Annotated in this window: 18 protein-coding genes; 11 read left to right on the forward strand and 7 right to left on the reverse strand. The window is 33.2% G+C overall.

Annotated features, from left to right (window positions below; all coding sequences use genetic code 11):
* Positions 1-2: 2 nt before the first annotated feature.
* The 7 genes from ACFS3A_RS01365 to ACFS3A_RS01395 all read left to right on the forward strand — a co-directional run bounded on the left by ACFS3A_RS01365 (position 3) and on the right by ACFS3A_RS01395 (position 5,379).
* Complete coding sequence (locus ACFS3A_RS01365) at positions 3-539, forward strand: NADPH-dependent FMN reductase (RefSeq protein ID WP_379823443.1); 537 nt, start codon at positions 3-5, stop codon at positions 537-539.
* Between the two features lie 31 nt (positions 540-570).
* Positions 571-1,443, forward strand: a complete 873-nt coding sequence (locus tag ACFS3A_RS01370) for a sugar phosphate isomerase/epimerase family protein (protein WP_379823444.1) — start codon at positions 571-573, stop codon at positions 1,441-1,443.
* 14 nt (positions 1,444-1,457) lie between these two features.
* Positions 1,458-2,369: an archaemetzincin family Zn-dependent metalloprotease gene (locus ACFS3A_RS01375; protein WP_379823446.1), complete on the forward strand. Its 912-nt coding sequence runs from the start codon at positions 1,458-1,460 to the stop codon at positions 2,367-2,369.
* Between the two features lie 2 nt (positions 2,370-2,371).
* Positions 2,372-2,713 (forward strand): cupin domain-containing protein, encoded by a 342-nt coding sequence (locus ACFS3A_RS01380; RefSeq protein ID WP_379823447.1) that lies wholly within the window; start codon positions 2,372-2,374, stop codon positions 2,711-2,713.
* A 142-nt stretch (positions 2,714-2,855) separates the two neighbouring features.
* Complete coding sequence (locus ACFS3A_RS01385) at positions 2,856-4,010, forward strand: MFS transporter (RefSeq protein ID WP_379823450.1); 1,155 nt, start codon at positions 2,856-2,858, stop codon at positions 4,008-4,010.
* A gap of 42 nt (positions 4,011-4,052) precedes the next feature.
* Positions 4,053-4,985 (forward strand): peptidylprolyl isomerase, encoded by a 933-nt coding sequence (locus ACFS3A_RS01390; RefSeq protein WP_379823451.1) that lies wholly within the window; start codon positions 4,053-4,055, stop codon positions 4,983-4,985.
* A gap of 94 nt (positions 4,986-5,079) precedes the next feature.
* Positions 5,080-5,379, forward strand: coding sequence for a c-type cytochrome (locus tag ACFS3A_RS01395; protein WP_379823453.1), 300 nt, complete (start codon positions 5,080-5,082; stop codon positions 5,377-5,379).
* A gap of 99 nt (positions 5,380-5,478) precedes the next feature.
* Here ACFS3A_RS01395 and ACFS3A_RS01400 read toward each other — a convergent pair whose 3' ends face one another.
* The 3 genes from ACFS3A_RS01400 to ACFS3A_RS01410 form a co-directional block, all read right to left on the reverse strand.
* Positions 5,479-5,874: a GreA/GreB family elongation factor gene (locus ACFS3A_RS01400; RefSeq protein WP_379823455.1), complete on the reverse strand. Its 396-nt coding sequence runs from the start codon at positions 5,872-5,874 to the stop codon at positions 5,479-5,481.
* A 381-nt stretch (positions 5,875-6,255) separates the two neighbouring features.
* Entirely contained in the window at positions 6,256-6,810 is a 555-nt protein-coding gene (locus ACFS3A_RS01405) for a thioredoxin family protein (protein ID WP_379823457.1), read from the reverse strand.
* Positions 6,811-6,939: 129 nt separating this feature from the next.
* Complete coding sequence (locus tag ACFS3A_RS01410) at positions 6,940-7,833, reverse strand: alpha/beta fold hydrolase (RefSeq protein ID WP_379823459.1); 894 nt, start codon at positions 7,831-7,833, stop codon at positions 6,940-6,942.
* Between the two features lie 132 nt (positions 7,834-7,965).
* Between ACFS3A_RS01410 and ACFS3A_RS01415 the strand changes: the two genes are divergently transcribed.
* The gene (locus ACFS3A_RS01415; protein ID WP_379823461.1) at positions 7,966-8,301 is read left to right on the forward strand and encodes a tRNA-binding protein; all 336 of its coding nucleotides are present in this window, start codon (positions 7,966-7,968) and stop codon (positions 8,299-8,301) included.
* Positions 8,302-8,382: 81 nt separating this feature from the next.
* Here the strand turns inward: ACFS3A_RS01415 and ACFS3A_RS01420 are convergent, their stop codons facing one another.
* The 4 genes from ACFS3A_RS01420 to ACFS3A_RS01435 form a co-directional block, all read right to left on the reverse strand.
* On the reverse strand, positions 8,383-8,931 hold the full coding sequence (locus ACFS3A_RS01420) for an RBBP9/YdeN family alpha/beta hydrolase (protein WP_379823463.1): 549 nt from the start codon (positions 8,929-8,931) through the stop codon (positions 8,383-8,385).
* A gap of 23 nt (positions 8,932-8,954) precedes the next feature.
* Positions 8,955-9,779, reverse strand: a complete 825-nt coding sequence (locus tag ACFS3A_RS01425; protein ID WP_379823465.1) for an alpha/beta hydrolase — start codon at positions 9,777-9,779, stop codon at positions 8,955-8,957.
* Positions 9,780-9,954: 175 nt separating this feature from the next.
* Complete coding sequence (locus ACFS3A_RS01430) at positions 9,955-10,323, reverse strand: PUR family DNA/RNA-binding protein (protein WP_091496046.1); 369 nt, start codon at positions 10,321-10,323, stop codon at positions 9,955-9,957.
* 68 nt (positions 10,324-10,391) lie between these two features.
* Positions 10,392-12,170 (reverse strand): ABC transporter ATP-binding protein, encoded by a 1,779-nt coding sequence (locus tag ACFS3A_RS01435; RefSeq protein ID WP_379823468.1) that lies wholly within the window; start codon positions 12,168-12,170, stop codon positions 10,392-10,394.
* A gap of 204 nt (positions 12,171-12,374) precedes the next feature.
* On the opposite strand from ACFS3A_RS01435, the gene ACFS3A_RS01440 reads away from it, so the two are divergent.
* The 3 genes from ACFS3A_RS01440 to yajC all read left to right on the forward strand — a co-directional run bounded on the left by ACFS3A_RS01440 (position 12,375) and on the right by yajC (position 15,028).
* Positions 12,375-13,481, forward strand: a complete 1,107-nt coding sequence (locus tag ACFS3A_RS01440; RefSeq protein WP_379823470.1) for a Glu/Leu/Phe/Val family dehydrogenase — start codon at positions 12,375-12,377, stop codon at positions 13,479-13,481.
* Positions 13,482-13,763: 282 nt separating this feature from the next.
* Entirely contained in the window at positions 13,764-14,675 is a 912-nt protein-coding gene (gene nusB, locus ACFS3A_RS01445) for a transcription antitermination factor NusB (RefSeq protein ID WP_379823473.1), read from the forward strand.
* A gap of 77 nt (positions 14,676-14,752) precedes the next feature.
* Positions 14,753-15,028, forward strand: coding sequence for a preprotein translocase subunit YajC (gene yajC, locus ACFS3A_RS01450; protein ID WP_379823475.1), 276 nt, complete (start codon positions 14,753-14,755; stop codon positions 15,026-15,028).
* Positions 15,029-15,194: the final 166 nt, after the last annotated feature.

Below are 15,194 nucleotides of genomic sequence, written 5' to 3' on the forward strand. Positions count from 1 at the left end.
TAATGCCTTCAACCGTAATAAAAATACTTGCTATAACGGGCAGTACCAGAAAAAATTCAAGCAATTTTAAAATTCTGAAATATATTTCGAATCATTTAAATGCAGCATTTGAGGTAGAAATTTTTGACGATTTAGCAACACTTCCACATTTTAATCCAGATTTGGATACAGAAACTCCACCAGAGGAAATAATTTCATTTAGAAATAAAATTTTAAATGCCAATGGTATTTTGATTTGTACACCGGAATATGTCTTCAGTCTTCCAGGAAGTCTTAAAAATGCGTTGGAATGGTGTGTTTCTACCATAGTCTTTTCAAATAAAAGAACAGGTTTGATAACAGCTTCGGCTTCAGGAGAAATGGGACACGAACAACTATTGCTGGTTATGAAAACCCTCGAAGCTAAATTTGACGAAACGACACAACTTTTAATTCAGGGAGTTCGCGGTAAAGTCAATGCTGAAGGAGAAATCATTGGAGAAGAGACGAAAGAAGCACTTCAAAACTTTATAAAAAATTTTGAGAATCATTTTTTATGATAAATTTACTTTCTGAAACTTATCTAACCAAATGATTACAAGAAGAAATTTTATAGTAACCACAGGACTTGCCACAACAGCAGTTTTGGCACGACCGTCATTAGCATTTTCTATGAAAAAGAAAGAAATAGGAATTCAGTTGTACACACTTCGCGAAGAGCTACCAAAAGATGTAAAAGCGACTTTAGAGAAAGTAGCAAAGTCAGGATATACAACAGTTGAAACGTATGGTTTTTCAATTAAAGATCAATTTTGGGGGTTAACACCAAAAGAACTTAAAAAGATTTTAGACGACAATAATCTAAAAGCGGTAAGCGGACATTATAATTTGGGAAGCTTTTTATACGATGGAAATACTACAGAATTAACCGCTTCAATTGAAGCAGCAAAAGTTTTAAAAAGTGAGTTTTTGACCATTCCATGGGTTGATGAACCTTTTAGACGAAATATTGAAGATTATAAAAAGATCGCTGCCCGTGTAAATGAAGCTGCAGTTATGTGTAAAAAAGTAGGTCTAAAACTGGCTTATCACAATCATGATTTTGAATTTCAAAAACACGATGGAATTACGGGTTACGAAATTTTGTTAAATGAAACGGATAAAGATTTAGTTTACTTTGAATTGGATTTATATTGGGTAATTCATTCCGGAAATGATCCTTTAAAATTATTCAAAGAAAATCCAGGTCGTTTTAAACTGTGGCACGTAAAAGACAAGGATGAAAAGAATAATGATTTAAATACAGAAATTGGTTCCGGAACAATAGATTTTAAGCCTTTATTTGCAGCGGAAAAACAAGCTGGATTGATTCATTTTTTTGTTGAACAGGAGAATAATTTTGCTGAAAATTCTTTTGAATCAATTAAACAGAGCAGTGATTTTATTGCTAAAAATATACTCTAATTAAATTTTTATTTATGAAGAAAATTTTTTTGTTGCTTTTTGTGATTTTTTGTTCCTGCCACTCTGATAAAAAAGAAAAAACAAATTCAAAATCACAATTAAATTCGCAGCAAATTTTACCGCCTCAGCCTTATTTTACAGATATTCAGGTTAATGATGTTAAGTTAGGAAAACCTGCTTATGGCGAATGGTTATTTTTTCATAAAGAAAAAGGGCAGAGTTTTGAGCAATTTGTTCGTACTAAACATGTTGTTCCAACTAAAGAAGAGAATATTGTTTATTTGAAACCAATTGGAAAATTTAATTCTTCACAATTAAAACAGATCGAATTGGTTCGTGAGTATTTACAAATATTCTTTCAGCTTGACACCAGGGTTTTAAAAAGTGTTTCAAATGATATTATTCCCAATCATGCCAGGCGAATTGGAGATGTTGGACAAGAGCAGTTTTTGGCAGGATATATTTTGACGGATGTTTTAAAAAAAGAGAGTCCAGAGAAAAGAATTGCATTAATGGCCATAACTGAAAAAGATTTGTATCCTAAACCGGAATGGAATTATGTTTTTGGACTGGCCTCTTATAGCGAAAAAATTGCAGTAAGTTCTATTTACAGAATGCAAAAAGAAGCCGATTTTAATTTAGCCTTAGAACGATTGCTCAAAGTTTGTTCACACGAAATAGGTCATATGTTTGGTTTGCGTCATTGCATTGAAGCCAATTGTGTAATGAACGGCTCCAATAGTCTGTCAGAAACAGATTCTCATTCTATCAGATTATGTTCGCTTTGCCAAAGAAAATTAAATTCAGGGTTTAACTACGATAATGTAAAAAGATTAAAAGAATTAGAAAAATACTTTAAAGAGAATAATTTGACTGATGGGTTGTCTCTAATGGAAAAAGATCTCGAAAAAATTAAAAATAAATAAAAATGAAAACCAGTAAAGAATTTATAAAAGGAGAAGAAATAGAGTGGGAAGTAGTTGGAGAAGGAATCAAACGTAAAATTTTGGCTTTTGACGAAAGGGTAATGCTTGTCAATGTTCATTTTGAAAAAGGAGCAATCGGTGTCTTGCATGAGCATTATCACACGCAGGTCACTTATATAGCGAGCGGAAAATTTGATGTTACTATAAATGGTATAACAGAAACGTTGAAAGAAGGCGATAGTTTTTATATTCCACCACATGCAATTCACGGTGTTTTATGTCAGGAAACAGGAATGCTGACAGATGTTTTTAGCCCTGCCAGAGAAGATTTTTTGAACTATTAAACGGTTTAAAATCAATCAAATTTTGATTTCAAAATCCTGGTCTAATCTTAAAATTAAAAATTTTATAACTTTTTTAAACTTTTGATTAAGATTAGATCGGTATTTTTGCACCATGAATTTATCCAAAACAAATGTACTTTTTATGGCAGTTTGCACTGGTCTCATAGTTGCAAATCTTTACTACTGCCAGCCTTTGATTGTTTTAATTGCTAACGAATTTAAAATTCCCGAAGCCAGCGCCGGAACGATAACGTATCTTACTCAGGCAGGTTACGCGATTGGTTTGTTTTTTATGGTACCGCTTGGCGATAAAATAGAACGAAAAAGGCAAATCCTGATGACTACTTTTGCAACAGTATTGGCGCTATTGATTGCAGCAACAGCCAAAAGCTTTCTGGTTTTACAGATCGCTTCCTTGTTAATTGGAATCACTTCTATTGTCCCGCAGCTTATTTTACCATTGGCAGCTTCATTAAGTGCACCTGAACAAAGAGGAAAAGTTGTTGGAACAATTATGAGCGGTCTCTTGGTAGGAATTTTGCTTTCAAGAACTTTAAGCGGTTTTATAGGTCAGGTTTTAGGCTGGAGATCGATGTTTTATATTGCTGCAGGAATCTGTCTGTTAATCTTTTTTGTAATTCAGAGTAAATTCCCGGTTAATAAACCACAATTTCAGGGGACTTACGGACAGTTAATCCAATCCTTATTTACACTTATAAAAACGGAGCCGGTTTTGCGTGAAGCAACAGCAATCAATGTTTTCAGTTTCGCTCAGTTTGGAGCTTTCTGGACCACTATGGTTTTACTGCTTTCCGGAGAGCCATTTAACTTTAATAGTGCTACAATCGGTTTGTTCGGAATTGTTGGTGCTTCCGGAGCTTTGGCGGCGCCTTTAGTTGGAAAACTTGGAGATAAAGGAAACTCAAGAATTGCCGTTGGTTATGGGGTCTTATTGGTACTAATTAGCTTTTTGATTTTTTATTTTGCAATAGAAAGTGTAATCGGAATTGCAATTGGAATTGTATTTATTGATATAGGAATTCAAGGTGTTCACATTTCAAACCAAACACGTGTTTATTCTTTATTGCCAGAAGCCAGAAATAGATTAAATACGGTATTTATGTCGCTAACCTTTTTAGGAACTGCAGCGGGATCTGCTTATGGATTATTGCTTTGGAAACTGGGAGGATGGCATGCTGTAACTATTGGTTGCATGGTCTTGTCTTTATTGTCATTAACAGTTTACGGACTAACTTATAAATCAAAATCTAAAAAACAAAAAGCACAAATTGATTAAAAAATTAATTTGTAAATTTGCGTTCAAATTAAAAATAACAACATGGAAAACGGAATATACGCTAAATTCAACACTAGCAAAGGTTCGATTTTAGTAAAACTAACACACGATTTAACGCCTGGAACTGTAGGAAACTTTGTGGCTCTTGCAGAAGGAAATATGGAAAATAAAGTTAAACCTCAGGGACAAAAATTCTATGATGGTTTAAACTTCCACAGAGTAATTGCAGATTTCATGATTCAGGGTGGATGTCCGAAAGGAACAGGAACAGGAGATCCAGGTTATAAATTTGATGATGAATTTGTACCAAGTTTAAAACACGATCGTCCGGGAGTTTTATCTATGGCAAATTCAGGACCGGGAAGTAACGGTTCTCAATTTTTTATAACACACGTTCCAACACCTTGGTTAGACGGAAAACACACTGTTTTTGGTCACGTTATTGAAGGTCAGGATGTTGTTGATGCAGTAGCTCAGGGTGATGCATTAGAGACTTTAGAAATAATCAGAGTAGGTGAAGAAGCTCAAAAATGGAATGCAATTGAAGCTTTTATTGGTTTAAAAGGTGCCCGTCTAAAAAGAGAAGCAGCTTTAAAAGCAGAATCTGAAGCGAAAATGGAACAATTAGCTGCTGGTTTTGATAAAACAGAAAGTGGTTTACGTTACAAAATGATTCAAAAAGGTGAAGGTAAAAGAGCTGAAGCAGGAAAAACAGTTTCTGTTCACTACGAGGGATCTTTAGAAAACGGAAAAGTTTTTGATTCATCTTACCCACGTAAAAAACCAATCGAATTCAAATTAGGAATTGGACAGGTTATCGAAGGATGGGACGAAGGTATTGCTTTATTACAAGTTGGAGACAAAGCTCGTTTTGTAATTCCATCTGATTTAGCTTATGGACCATCTGGTGCAGGTGGAGTTATTCCTCCGCACGCTACTTTGATTTTTGACGTTGAATTAATGGACGTAAAATAAGAATTTCAGAAGCAATTTAGTATTGTTTTAAATAACAATCCCATGCGCCGCGGCGTATGGGATTTTTTTATATTTACTATAAAAAACAAAGCTGATGAAAAATATTTTAATCCTTGCAGGACTTGCATTATTTGTAGTTTCCTGTGGTTCTCAAAAAATGGCTGCAGTTGCCACGACGCCTGCTGAGCCTTCAAAAACGGTGGCGTTGACACCTGAGTTAGAAGCTGGCAGAAACTTGTACGAAAACAGCTGTGCAAAATGCCACAAGCTGTACGATCCTAAAAAATTCACAAAAGAAGAATGGTCTCCAATTTTAGTGAGAATGGGTAAAAAAGCGAAATTGGATGAAACACAATTAGCATCTGTTACAGATTACATTCACTCGCAATTGTAATTTTAGAAAAAAGCATAAAAAAACTGTTCGATCGAACAGTTTTTTTATTTTCAGATAGATATAAAAAAAACACCGTCACAGAATGAGGTGTTTAAAAAGTTATGAATGGTGCACAGCCGAGTTATCTACAGCTACTACTTTTAAAGTTTTGATTCCAGCCGGCAATTCCCAATCAACTTCGTCGTTTTCTTTAAAGCCAATAATAGCAACGCTTAAAGGAGCCAGAATTGAGATTTTAGATTGTTTTACATCTGCTGCAGAAGGTAAAACGATTTGAATTTTCATTTGTTTCCTGGCTTGTACATCTTCAATCGTTACTATAGAATTGATTCGGATTACAGTGCTGTCCAGTTCGCTCTCTTTACTTATTACAGCTCGGTCTAATTCCTGTGAAAGTTGATTAGCTTCTTTAGTGTTTGTTGAGTTTTTACTTTTTAAAATCAATTCTCTTAAAAATTGATAATCCGATTTACAAAATGTGGGTGTTGGTTTCATATCTATATTGAATTTATTGTTATAAAATTTAAATGGTTTTTCTTTTTTGGAATTAACAATCAAATGATTTTCCAATCTTTAAAAAAAGAACAATTGTTTAAAATGTTTAAATTGGAAAAACAAAAAAATATCTGATCAAAAAATGATTTTTGTCAAATAAATAAATGCTTAAGCTTGATGTAAATCCCCCGTCAAAAAGAAGAAAACTGAAGTAGACGGAGGCCTAATTAATAAAGGCCTTATTATGTGAAATAATTACAGCAGCGAGCGGTTTTGCAAAGCAAAACGACTTTTTAGAAGCTGTAAATGGTATTATATTTCCCATAAGGTTGATAAAATTGATTGACAAAGATAGGGAATCTTTTTGGATTTAGTGCGTATTTACTTCCATTTTATGCCACAACCTAAACTTGGTTTCTGTGGTTCTTTCAAACTTCTGTTGTAAATTAAGGCATCTATGGCACCTCTTAGATCGCTTCCGCTAAGTGTAATTCCGTTGCCTGGCCTGGAATCATCAAGTTGTCCGCGATAAAATAATTTATCCTGATTGTCAAATAAATAAAAATCGGGAGTACAAGCTGCCTGATAAGCTTTCGCGGTTTCCTGAGTTTCATCATACAAATATGGAAAATCGATTTTGTTTTCCATTGCAAATTCTGTCATCAACTCTGGAGAATCCTGCGGATATTTTACAACATCGTTACTCGAAATAGCGATAACACCAATTCCCTGTACACGATAATCATTGGCAATCATTACAACTTCCTGAATAACGTGGTGAACAAACGGACAATGATTGCATATAAACATAACCAATGTTCCTTTTGATCCTTTTAAATCTTCAAAATGAAAAGTGTCATTAGAATTGGTGTCTTTTAAATAAAAATCAGGTGCAATTGTTCCTAGAGGAAGCATTGTCGATTCAGTCCGTGCCATTTTACTAGAATTAGATTTTCAAAAATAGCTTTAAAAATCTGTAAATAAAAGAGCACAAGAATAAAAAAAATATCCAAAGAAGCAGTTAGCATTATTAGCTTGCTCTTTGGATGTTTTTTAATTTTTTTTCTAAGAATTTAAAAATTGCAATAAATCCTCATTTAGTTTTTCTCTATCTGTGTAAAATAAGCCGTGTGGAGCACCTTCATATTCTATAAAAGTATTGTTTCCGATTGCTTTTGCAGCTTTTCTTGAAGTCAGTTCAATTGGTACAATTTTATCGTCATCACCATGAATAATTAAAGTGGGAACTTTTATAAAATCCAGTTCGTCCCTAAAATCCGTGTATGAAAAAGATTCAGCACATTTTAAAGTAGCTCGCGGAGAAGCAAGGGAGCATAATGTTCGGTAATATTCTAATAATGGAGTGCTTATCGGTTTGTTGATAATATTGATGCCAAAGAAGGTTTTTCCGAAATTGTCGACAAATCCAATTCGGTCTTCTTTGATTGCAGCAGCTGTATTTTCACTTTTTTCCTTTGGATGTCCGTCCGGATTATCATCTGTTTTTAAAAGGAACGGAATAATAGATGAAATTAAAGCAGCTTTAATAACGCCTTTTCCGCCATGACGACTGAAATAACGAACAACTTCGCCACCACCCATTGAAAATCCAACCAGAGTTACGTTTTCTAGTTCCAATTGTTCGATAATTTCTTTCAAATCATCCGTCAACGTATCATAATCGTAACCATTCCAAGGTTGTGAAGATTTACCAAATCCGCGTCGGTCATAGGCAATAACCCTGTAATTATTTTGAACAAGATGATCTATTTGATATTCCCACATTTCATTAGAAAGCGGCCATCCATGAATAAGAATTACGGGTTTTCCCTGACCATAATCTTTTACATATAATCTTACGTTTTGGGCTGTTTCAATGTATTTATCGGTATGAATTTGTTTTAAATTCGATTCAAAATCTTTAAGTGACATGCATGCATTTGGTTCAGTATGTTCCATGTTATATCTTTTTACGTGAGTATTTTTCGTTTTTCTTCTCGTAAAATTAGAATCTTAATAAAAGAAACAGGTTATAGAATTAGGTGGATTAATTACAAAATTTATAGGTTTGTAAATAATATTATTTAAAAAATGGATTTAACTTGGAATGAATTTGAGCGCACCGACATGCGTGTAGGAACTATAGTAGAGGTAAACGATTTTCCTGAAGCAAGAAAACCCGCTTACCAATTAACAATAGATTTTGGTTCAGAAATCGGAATTAGAAAATCATCGGCGCAAATTACCAAAAGATATAAAAAAGAGGATTTAATCCATCGCCAAATTGTGGCGGTTGTCAATTTTCCTAAAAAGCAAATTGGAAAATTTATGAGCGAATGCCTTGTTTTAGGCGCAGTAGGAGAGGAAGGCGATGTAATCTTATTAGCTCCGGATTTTAAGATTCCGAACGGACTGCGAATAGGATAGTGTTCACAGTGCTCAGGTTTTTAGTGTTCAGTTTACTAAAGTTTAATCATCGTTACTGAACACTAAAAATCTGAAGACTGACTACTTTTTTATACTTTCAATAAACTGTCTCAGAATCAACTGTCCGTCTTCCCAATATTTTAAGTCAGAATCGGAATTGATATGTCCTTGCTGTCCGATATTCACAAAATCGCTTCCCCAATTTTCTGCAAAATATTTTTTTCTTTCGAAAGAAGCATAAGGATCATTTTCACTTGCCACAACTACAGATGGAAATGGTAGTTTATAAAGTGGAATTGGTGAGAAATTTCTCGTGCATTCTGGTGTGTGTTGAGGTGAATCAACATCTGCAGGAGCAACTAAAAAGGCACCGATTATATTCGGATTATTATATTTTTCTGCCCAATGTAAAACCAATGAAACAGCCAGACTATGCGCCACTAAAATGGTTGGTTTGTCTAGTTTTAAGATATTCTCGTTTAATCTTTCAAGCCATTCTTCTAGGATAGGCTCGTCCCAATTGTCTTGTACAACGCGAATTGAATTATCGAATTTTTGATGCCAAAAGGTCTGCCAGTGTTTTTCTCCGGAATCTCCAAGTCCCGGTATAATTAATAATTGTGTCTCCATTGCCGTGGAATTTTATTTAGTGATTATTTCTTAGTTTCTTTTAGAATTCGGTTTACTTCATTGACCAAAAGTGGAAAACCAGGTTCTGTCATACCGTGACCATAACCGCCTAATTCATAAAGTTTGGTTTGTGTGTGTCCAATCAATTTCATCATTCTGGCCATGTATGCATTTTCTTCATAACGCCCAAGCATTTCCAGTTCGCGGTCTCCTGTGATTAATAGCAAAGGCGGAGCATCAGCACGAACATAATATAAGGGCGCAAAAGCGTCAATGGTAGGTTGTTTTTCCGGAATTCCGTTTTCTCTTCTAATTTCAAAATGCGTGATGCATTGTCCGCTGAAAGGAATAAGTCCTGCAATTTGATTCGCATCAATGTTTTCTTTTTGAAGCCATTTTTTATCTAAACCAATCATCATTCCTAAATAGCCTCCTGCAGAATGTCCGGAAACAAAAATCTTTGATTTGTCTCCTCCGTAATTGGCGATATTATTAAAAGTCCAGGCAACAGCCGCTGCTGCGTCTTCAATACTTTTTGCTGCTTTTGCTTTTGGAGACAATCGGTAATTTACTCCAATAATCGCAAAACCTTTGTTTTTTAAAGCTTCAGGAATTTCTTTACTACCACCTGTTAACCCGCCGCCGTGAAACCACACAATAGTTGCGAAATCTTTTCTGTTTTTAGGATAGTAAATATCGAGTACACATCTTTCGTTAATGTACTTATCCGATTTATTTACAGCTGTATTATAATATTGAATATTGTTTTTCGTTTCATATTCTATATTCTGTGCAGAAAGAGAAATTCCAAAGAAGAAGAAACTTAAAAGAATTATTAATTTTTTCATTTTTACTTTATTAGAAGTTATATGTTAAATGTTAGAAGTTAAAAATGATTAAGAAAAAAAACATATTTGAATTATTTTGCATCTCACATTTCATTTTTCACTTCATACAAGTTATAAAAAAAGTCCAAAATGCAGAACAATTTGGACTCGTACTTTGTATAAAGTTTATTTTGAATTAAATATCATCAAAATCAATATCTGTAAAGCTGGATCTTGGGCTTTCAGATTTATCTGAACTATATTCTTTTTTGAAATCTTTTTGATGTCTTTCAGAAATTACTTCTTCGCCTTTGTGGTTCAAAACATAAGAAGTCATTTCTTCTAAAATTTCTGCGAAAGCACTAAAATCTTCTTTGTATAAGTAAATTTTGTGTTTTTTGAAGTGAAATGAACCATCTTCCTCAGTAAACTTTTTGCTTTCGGTAATAGTAATGTAGTAATCATCGGCTTTGGTAGCTCTCACATCAAAGAAATAAGTTCTTCTTCCTGCTCGTAATACTTTAGAAAAAATCTCTTCTTTTTCTAACATGTCATTTTCTCTCATAATACGTTCTATCATTTTTGGAATTAATAGTACTCAAAAATCATAAAAAATTATCTATTACGCAACAATTAAAGTAATTCTTTTTCCGAAAGTTGTTTTAAATATAACGATGCATAATAACCTTCCTGATTTATTAATTGATTATGAGAACCTTGTTGAATAATCTTACCATCTTCAAGTATAATAATTTTGTCTGCATTCTTTGCGGATGACACCCGATGGCTTACAATTATGGTCGTTTTGTCTTTAGAAATCTCAAATAAATTGTTTAAAATCATTTCTTCTGTTTCGGTATCAACGGCAGATAAACAATCGTCAAAAAGTAGAATAGCAGGTTTTTTAATAATGGCTCTTGCAATAGAAACACGCTGCTTCTGACCTCCGGAAAGAGTAATTCCTCTTTCGCCTAAAATAGTGTCGTACTGTTTGTTAAAGGTAATGATGTTGTCATGAACCACTGCGTTTTTAGCAGCTTCAAATACTTCTTCATCAGTTGCGTTCTGATTTCCGAATTTTATATTGTTCTTAATAGTATCAGAAAACAAGAAAGCATCCTGAGGTACAATTCCTATATTGTTTCTAAGATCATTTAAGTTTAAAGTACTGATTTCGTTTTCGTCAATTTTAACTTCTCCTTCAGTTACGTCGTACAATCTGGAAATCAAAGAAAGAATGGTTGATTTTCCTGAACCTGTTTTTCCCAGAATCGCCAGAGTTTCACCTTTTTTGACTGTAAAAGAAACATTTTTTAACGCTTCAATATTAGTGTCTTTATAAGTGAAAGAAACATTATTGAAATTGATTGTCCCTTGAATATCTGATGAATCTTCGTTATTATTTTTGATTTCAGGTTCAATTTTTAAAAATTCATTTAAACGCTTTTGAGAAGCCTCTGCTTCCTGAACCATAGAAGAAACCCATCCTAATGAAGCAACAGGCCAGGTCAGCATGTTTACGTATAAAATAAACTCGGCAATAGTTCCGATGTTTGGAATACTTCCGTTGATATACATAACGCCTCCAAAATAAATTACAACCAAATTACTGATTCCGATAAGTGCAATCATTAAAGGTCCAAATAAGGATTGAACTCTTGCCAGACTTAAACTTTTACGTTTGCTTTCTTCGGCAAGATCGACCATATTATTCTGATGCTGATTTTCTAAAGAATAGGCTTTGATTACGCGAATTCCTGAAAAAATTTCCTGAGTAAAACTAGAAACTTTGGAAAGGTATTGCTGGAAAGTAGTACTTCGTTTATTGATTTCAGAACTTAGTTTGAAAATGCAGTACGAAAGAATCGGAAGCGGTAATATAGTATATAGCGTTAATAGGGGAGAAACATTATACATATATAATATAACGATAGCAAAACGGATCACAGTATTAATAGTATACATAACGGCTGGTCCAACGTACATCCGGACTTTTGAAACGTCTTCGCTGATACGGTTCATTAAATCCCCAGTTCGGTTTTGTTTGTAAAAAGTCTGCGAAAGATTTTCATATTGTCTGAAAACCTCATTTTTCAAGTCAAATTCGATATGGCGCGACATAACGATTAAGGTTTGGCGCGTTAGAAAAAGGAAAAAACCTGAAACAATTGCCGTTGCAATAATTAGTAACACATTATGAACCAAGCCTTCATAATAAGAATCAATAATTAATTGAGAAGATTGTTCTACTTTTGAAAGTTTATCAAATCTTTCGATCGAATCCAAAGACTTACTGATTAATTTGGGAGTAAAGAGTGCGAAAATTTGTGAGATTATAGTTATTAAAATACCAAGCGAAAAACTGTATTTATATTTAATGAAATATTTGTTTAAATAGCTTAATTCTTTCATTTTTTTAAGAAATCTGATAATGATTTGATTTGAATTTATGAATTATTATGATTTAAAATTATAATAAATTGCAATTTAATCAAAACAATTATATTGTAAAATTGTTATTTTATAGATAAAAAATTAGCACATGTGTATTTTTTAATTATGTTTGAGTTGTCTTTTTGACAAATTCATAATTTTAACCTAATTAATACTAGCGCTATGGATGCAACTTTCGCAACTGGAAAGGAACTTGAAAAAATGGATCCTGTTTTTGGTCAATTATCTTTTGACGATCACGAACAAATTGTATTTTGCAATGACAAAGATACAGGTTTAAAAGCAATTATTGGTATTCATAATTCGGTTATGGGGCCAGCTTTGGGAGGAACCAGAATGTGGAATTATAACACAGAATGGGAAGCTTTAAACGATGTTTTACGTCTTTCAAGAGGGATGACGTTTAAATCTGCCATTACTGGACTTAATATTGGTGGAGGTAAAGCCGTAATTATCGGTGATGCTAAAACACAAAAAACGCCTGAATTAATGCGTAAGTTTGGTGAATTCGTTCATTCACTAAGCGGAAGATATATTACTGCAGAAGATGTTGGAATGGAAACTAAAGACATGGATACGGTAAGAGATGTTACGCCTTATGTTACAGGTATTTCTGAAGAAAGAGGTGGTTCCGGAAACCCTTCTCCTGTAACTGCTTACGGTGTTTATTTAGGAATGAAAGCGGCTGCTAAAAGTCAGTTTGGTACTGATGTTTTAGATGGTAAAAAAGTTTTGGTACAAGGTATTGGACACGTAGGAGAAACTTTAGTAGAGTATTTAACTAAAGAAGGAGCTCAGGTAACGATTACTGATATTAATGAAGAAAAATTATATCAGGTTGCTTCAAAATATAACGCAACTATTTACACTGGCGAAGATTTATATACTGCAGATGTTGATATCTATGCGCCTTGTGCAATGGGAGCAACAATCAATGATAATACGGTAAATAAAATTAAAGCTAAAGTTATTGCTGGTGCAGCGAACAATCAATTAGCCGATGAAAATGTTCACGGAGCAATTTTACAGGAAAGAGGGATTTTATATGCTCCGGATTTCTTAATCAACGCTGGTGGAATTATCAATGTTTACGCTGAATTAGCAAACTACGGTAAAGCTGAAATCATGAGTAAAACAGAAAATATCTATAATACAACTTTAGAAATTATAGATTTTGCTGCTAAAAACAATATTACAACACATAAAGCGGCACTTACAATTGCTCAAAACCGTATCGATCAAAGAAGAATCGAGAACACGGCGAAGTAATTAAGTGTTCAGTGTTCACTTTTTTAGTGTTCAGTTTAAAGTCTCAATTTACAGTTTGATTTGTAAATTGAGACTTTTTTGTGTATGTTTTGGTACTGCTCACTAAACACTGATTACTGACCACTATAAGAGACAGACCACTAAATTCTGAAAACTGACCACCAAAAGGACCACTTTTTTGCGAATTAATTTTAAAATACGCATCAAAAGTTATACTTTTGCAGACTAATTTTTAAATGTTCTTACGAGGTGGTAAATAGAAGACACATACGCGTTAAAGTAATGCAATCCATTTATGCAATGCATCAAAGCGGTTCTGATAATATGGAAAAAGAAGAGAAATTTCTTTTTTACAGCATTGATAATATTCAGGACTTATATCTTATAATGCTTTCTTCATTGATAGAAATTTGTAAAAAAGAAGCCGTTTATTTACATCTGTCAAGTAAAAAACACCTTGCTACTGCAGCAGAACGTAATCCGAATGAAAAATTTGTTAAGAACAAGATTTTTCAACTTCTTGCCGAAAGCAACTCTCTTAGTATCGCTTTAGAAAATCGTAAAATCAATAACTGGTCATTAAATGATGATTATATTATTTTGCTTTTAAATGATGTAAAAGCAAGCGATTTGTACAAAAAATACATGAGTAATAATGTGAATACATTTGAAGAAGACAGACAATTTGTAATTGATTTGTTTGAAAATGTAATTGTTCCAAATGAAAAATTATACGAATATTTAGAGGATGATAAATTGACCTGGGTTGATGATATTCCGGTTGTAAATACTCATATTATTAAGCAATTGAAAGCAATTAAAACGGAAGATCCGGATGATTTTAGAGTGCCTAAATTGTACAAAGATGTTGAGGATAAGGATTTTGCTAAAGATTTATTTAGAAGAACAATTTTAAATGAGACTGCTTTTGCAAAAGAATACGAAGATAAAACTCCAAACTGGGATAGTGATCGTATTGCAGAAATCGATACTATTATCTTAAAAATGGCGATTTGCGAGTTTCTTAAATTCCCATCGATTCCGGTAAAAGTAACTCTTAACGAATATTTAGAAATTGCAAAAGAGTATTCTACTCCAAAAAGCAGTATTTTTATCAACGGAATTTTAGATAATCTGGTAAAAGAGCTTACAGCAAATAAAAAAATGCTGAAAACAGGAAGAGGATTAATGTAAGATTTTTAAAATTTCAATTTTTGAAATAACAAATTCCAAAAAAAATATTAATTATAAATCAAAAACAAATTTAAATTATGGGACAATTATCTCAATTTGCGCCATTCCTTTTAATGTTCGTGGTACTTTATTTTTTCATGATCAGACCACAGCAAAAAAAAGCTAAAAACGAAAAAGAATTTGAAAGCAACCTGAAAGTAGGTGATAAAATAGTTACAAAAAGCGGTTTTCACGGTAAAATTGCTGAATTAGCAGAAACTACTGTTGTAATCGAAACAATGTCTGGAAAATTAAAATTAGAGCGTTCTGCTATTTCTTTAGAATTGAGCGCTGCTTTGAATAAGAAAGCATAAATTTAAAAATTGCAATATTTTAAATCTCAAATTCCAAATAGGAGTTTGAGATTTTTTTTGCGCCTTGTTTTGTCATCCTGACGAAGGAAGGATCACACTAGAAACTCCGCAAAGTATGACGGACAATCTTTGTCGATTCTTGAGTGTGATCCTTCCTTCGATAGGA

The sequence above is a fragment of the Flavobacterium notoginsengisoli genome (assembly GCF_042686225.1).
In the GTDB taxonomy this organism is placed as follows: Bacteria; Bacteroidota; Bacteroidia; order Flavobacteriales; family Flavobacteriaceae; genus Flavobacterium; species Flavobacterium notoginsengisoli.

Bases quoted from the DNA above. Each gene is read 5' to 3' on its own strand.
- ACFS3A_RS01370 (WP_379823444.1), top strand. From the start codon at position 571: ATGATTACAAGAAGAAATTTTATAGTAACCACAGGACTTGCCACAACA.
- ACFS3A_RS01400 (WP_379823455.1), bottom strand. From the start codon at position 5,874: ATGAAACCAACACCCACATTTTGTAAATCGGATTATCAATTTTTAAGA.
- ACFS3A_RS01380 (WP_379823447.1), top strand. From the start codon at position 2,372: ATGAAAACCAGTAAAGAATTTATAAAAGGAGAAGAAATAGAGTGGGAA.
- nusB (WP_379823473.1), top strand. From the start codon at position 13,764: ATGCAATCCATTTATGCAATGCATCAAAGCGGTTCTGATAATATGGAA.
- ACFS3A_RS01440 (WP_379823470.1), top strand. From the start codon at position 12,375: ATGGATGCAACTTTCGCAACTGGAAAGGAACTTGAAAAAATGGATCCT.
- ACFS3A_RS01435 (WP_379823468.1), bottom strand. From the start codon at position 12,170: ATGAAAGAATTAAGCTATTTAAACAAATATTTCATTAAATATAAATAC.
- ACFS3A_RS01405 (WP_379823457.1), bottom strand. From the start codon at position 6,810: ATGGCACGGACTGAATCGACAATGCTTCCTCTAGGAACAATTGCACCT.
- yajC (WP_379823475.1), top strand. From the start codon at position 14,753: ATGGGACAATTATCTCAATTTGCGCCATTCCTTTTAATGTTCGTGGTA.
- ACFS3A_RS01375 (WP_379823446.1), top strand. From the start codon at position 1,458: ATGAAGAAAATTTTTTTGTTGCTTTTTGTGATTTTTTGTTCCTGCCAC.
- ACFS3A_RS01390 (WP_379823451.1), top strand. From the start codon at position 4,053: ATGGAAAACGGAATATACGCTAAATTCAACACTAGCAAAGGTTCGATT.
- ACFS3A_RS01365 (WP_379823443.1), top strand. From the start codon at position 3: ATGCCTTCAACCGTAATAAAAATACTTGCTATAACGGGCAGTACCAGA.
- ACFS3A_RS01410 (WP_379823459.1), bottom strand. From the start codon at position 7,833: ATGGAACATACTGAACCAAATGCATGCATGTCACTTAAAGATTTTGAA.
- ACFS3A_RS01385 (WP_379823450.1), top strand. From the start codon at position 2,856: ATGGCAGTTTGCACTGGTCTCATAGTTGCAAATCTTTACTACTGCCAG.
- ACFS3A_RS01415 (WP_379823461.1), top strand. From the start codon at position 7,966: ATGGATTTAACTTGGAATGAATTTGAGCGCACCGACATGCGTGTAGGA.
- ACFS3A_RS01420 (WP_379823463.1), bottom strand. From the start codon at position 8,931: ATGGAGACACAATTATTAATTATACCGGGACTTGGAGATTCCGGAGAA.
- ACFS3A_RS01430 (WP_091496046.1), bottom strand. From the start codon at position 10,323: ATGAGAGAAAATGACATGTTAGAAAAAGAAGAGATTTTTTCTAAAGTA.
- ACFS3A_RS01395 (WP_379823453.1), top strand. From the start codon at position 5,080: ATGAAAAATATTTTAATCCTTGCAGGACTTGCATTATTTGTAGTTTCC.
- ACFS3A_RS01425 (WP_379823465.1), bottom strand. From the start codon at position 9,779: ATGAAAAAATTAATAATTCTTTTAAGTTTCTTCTTCTTTGGAATTTCT.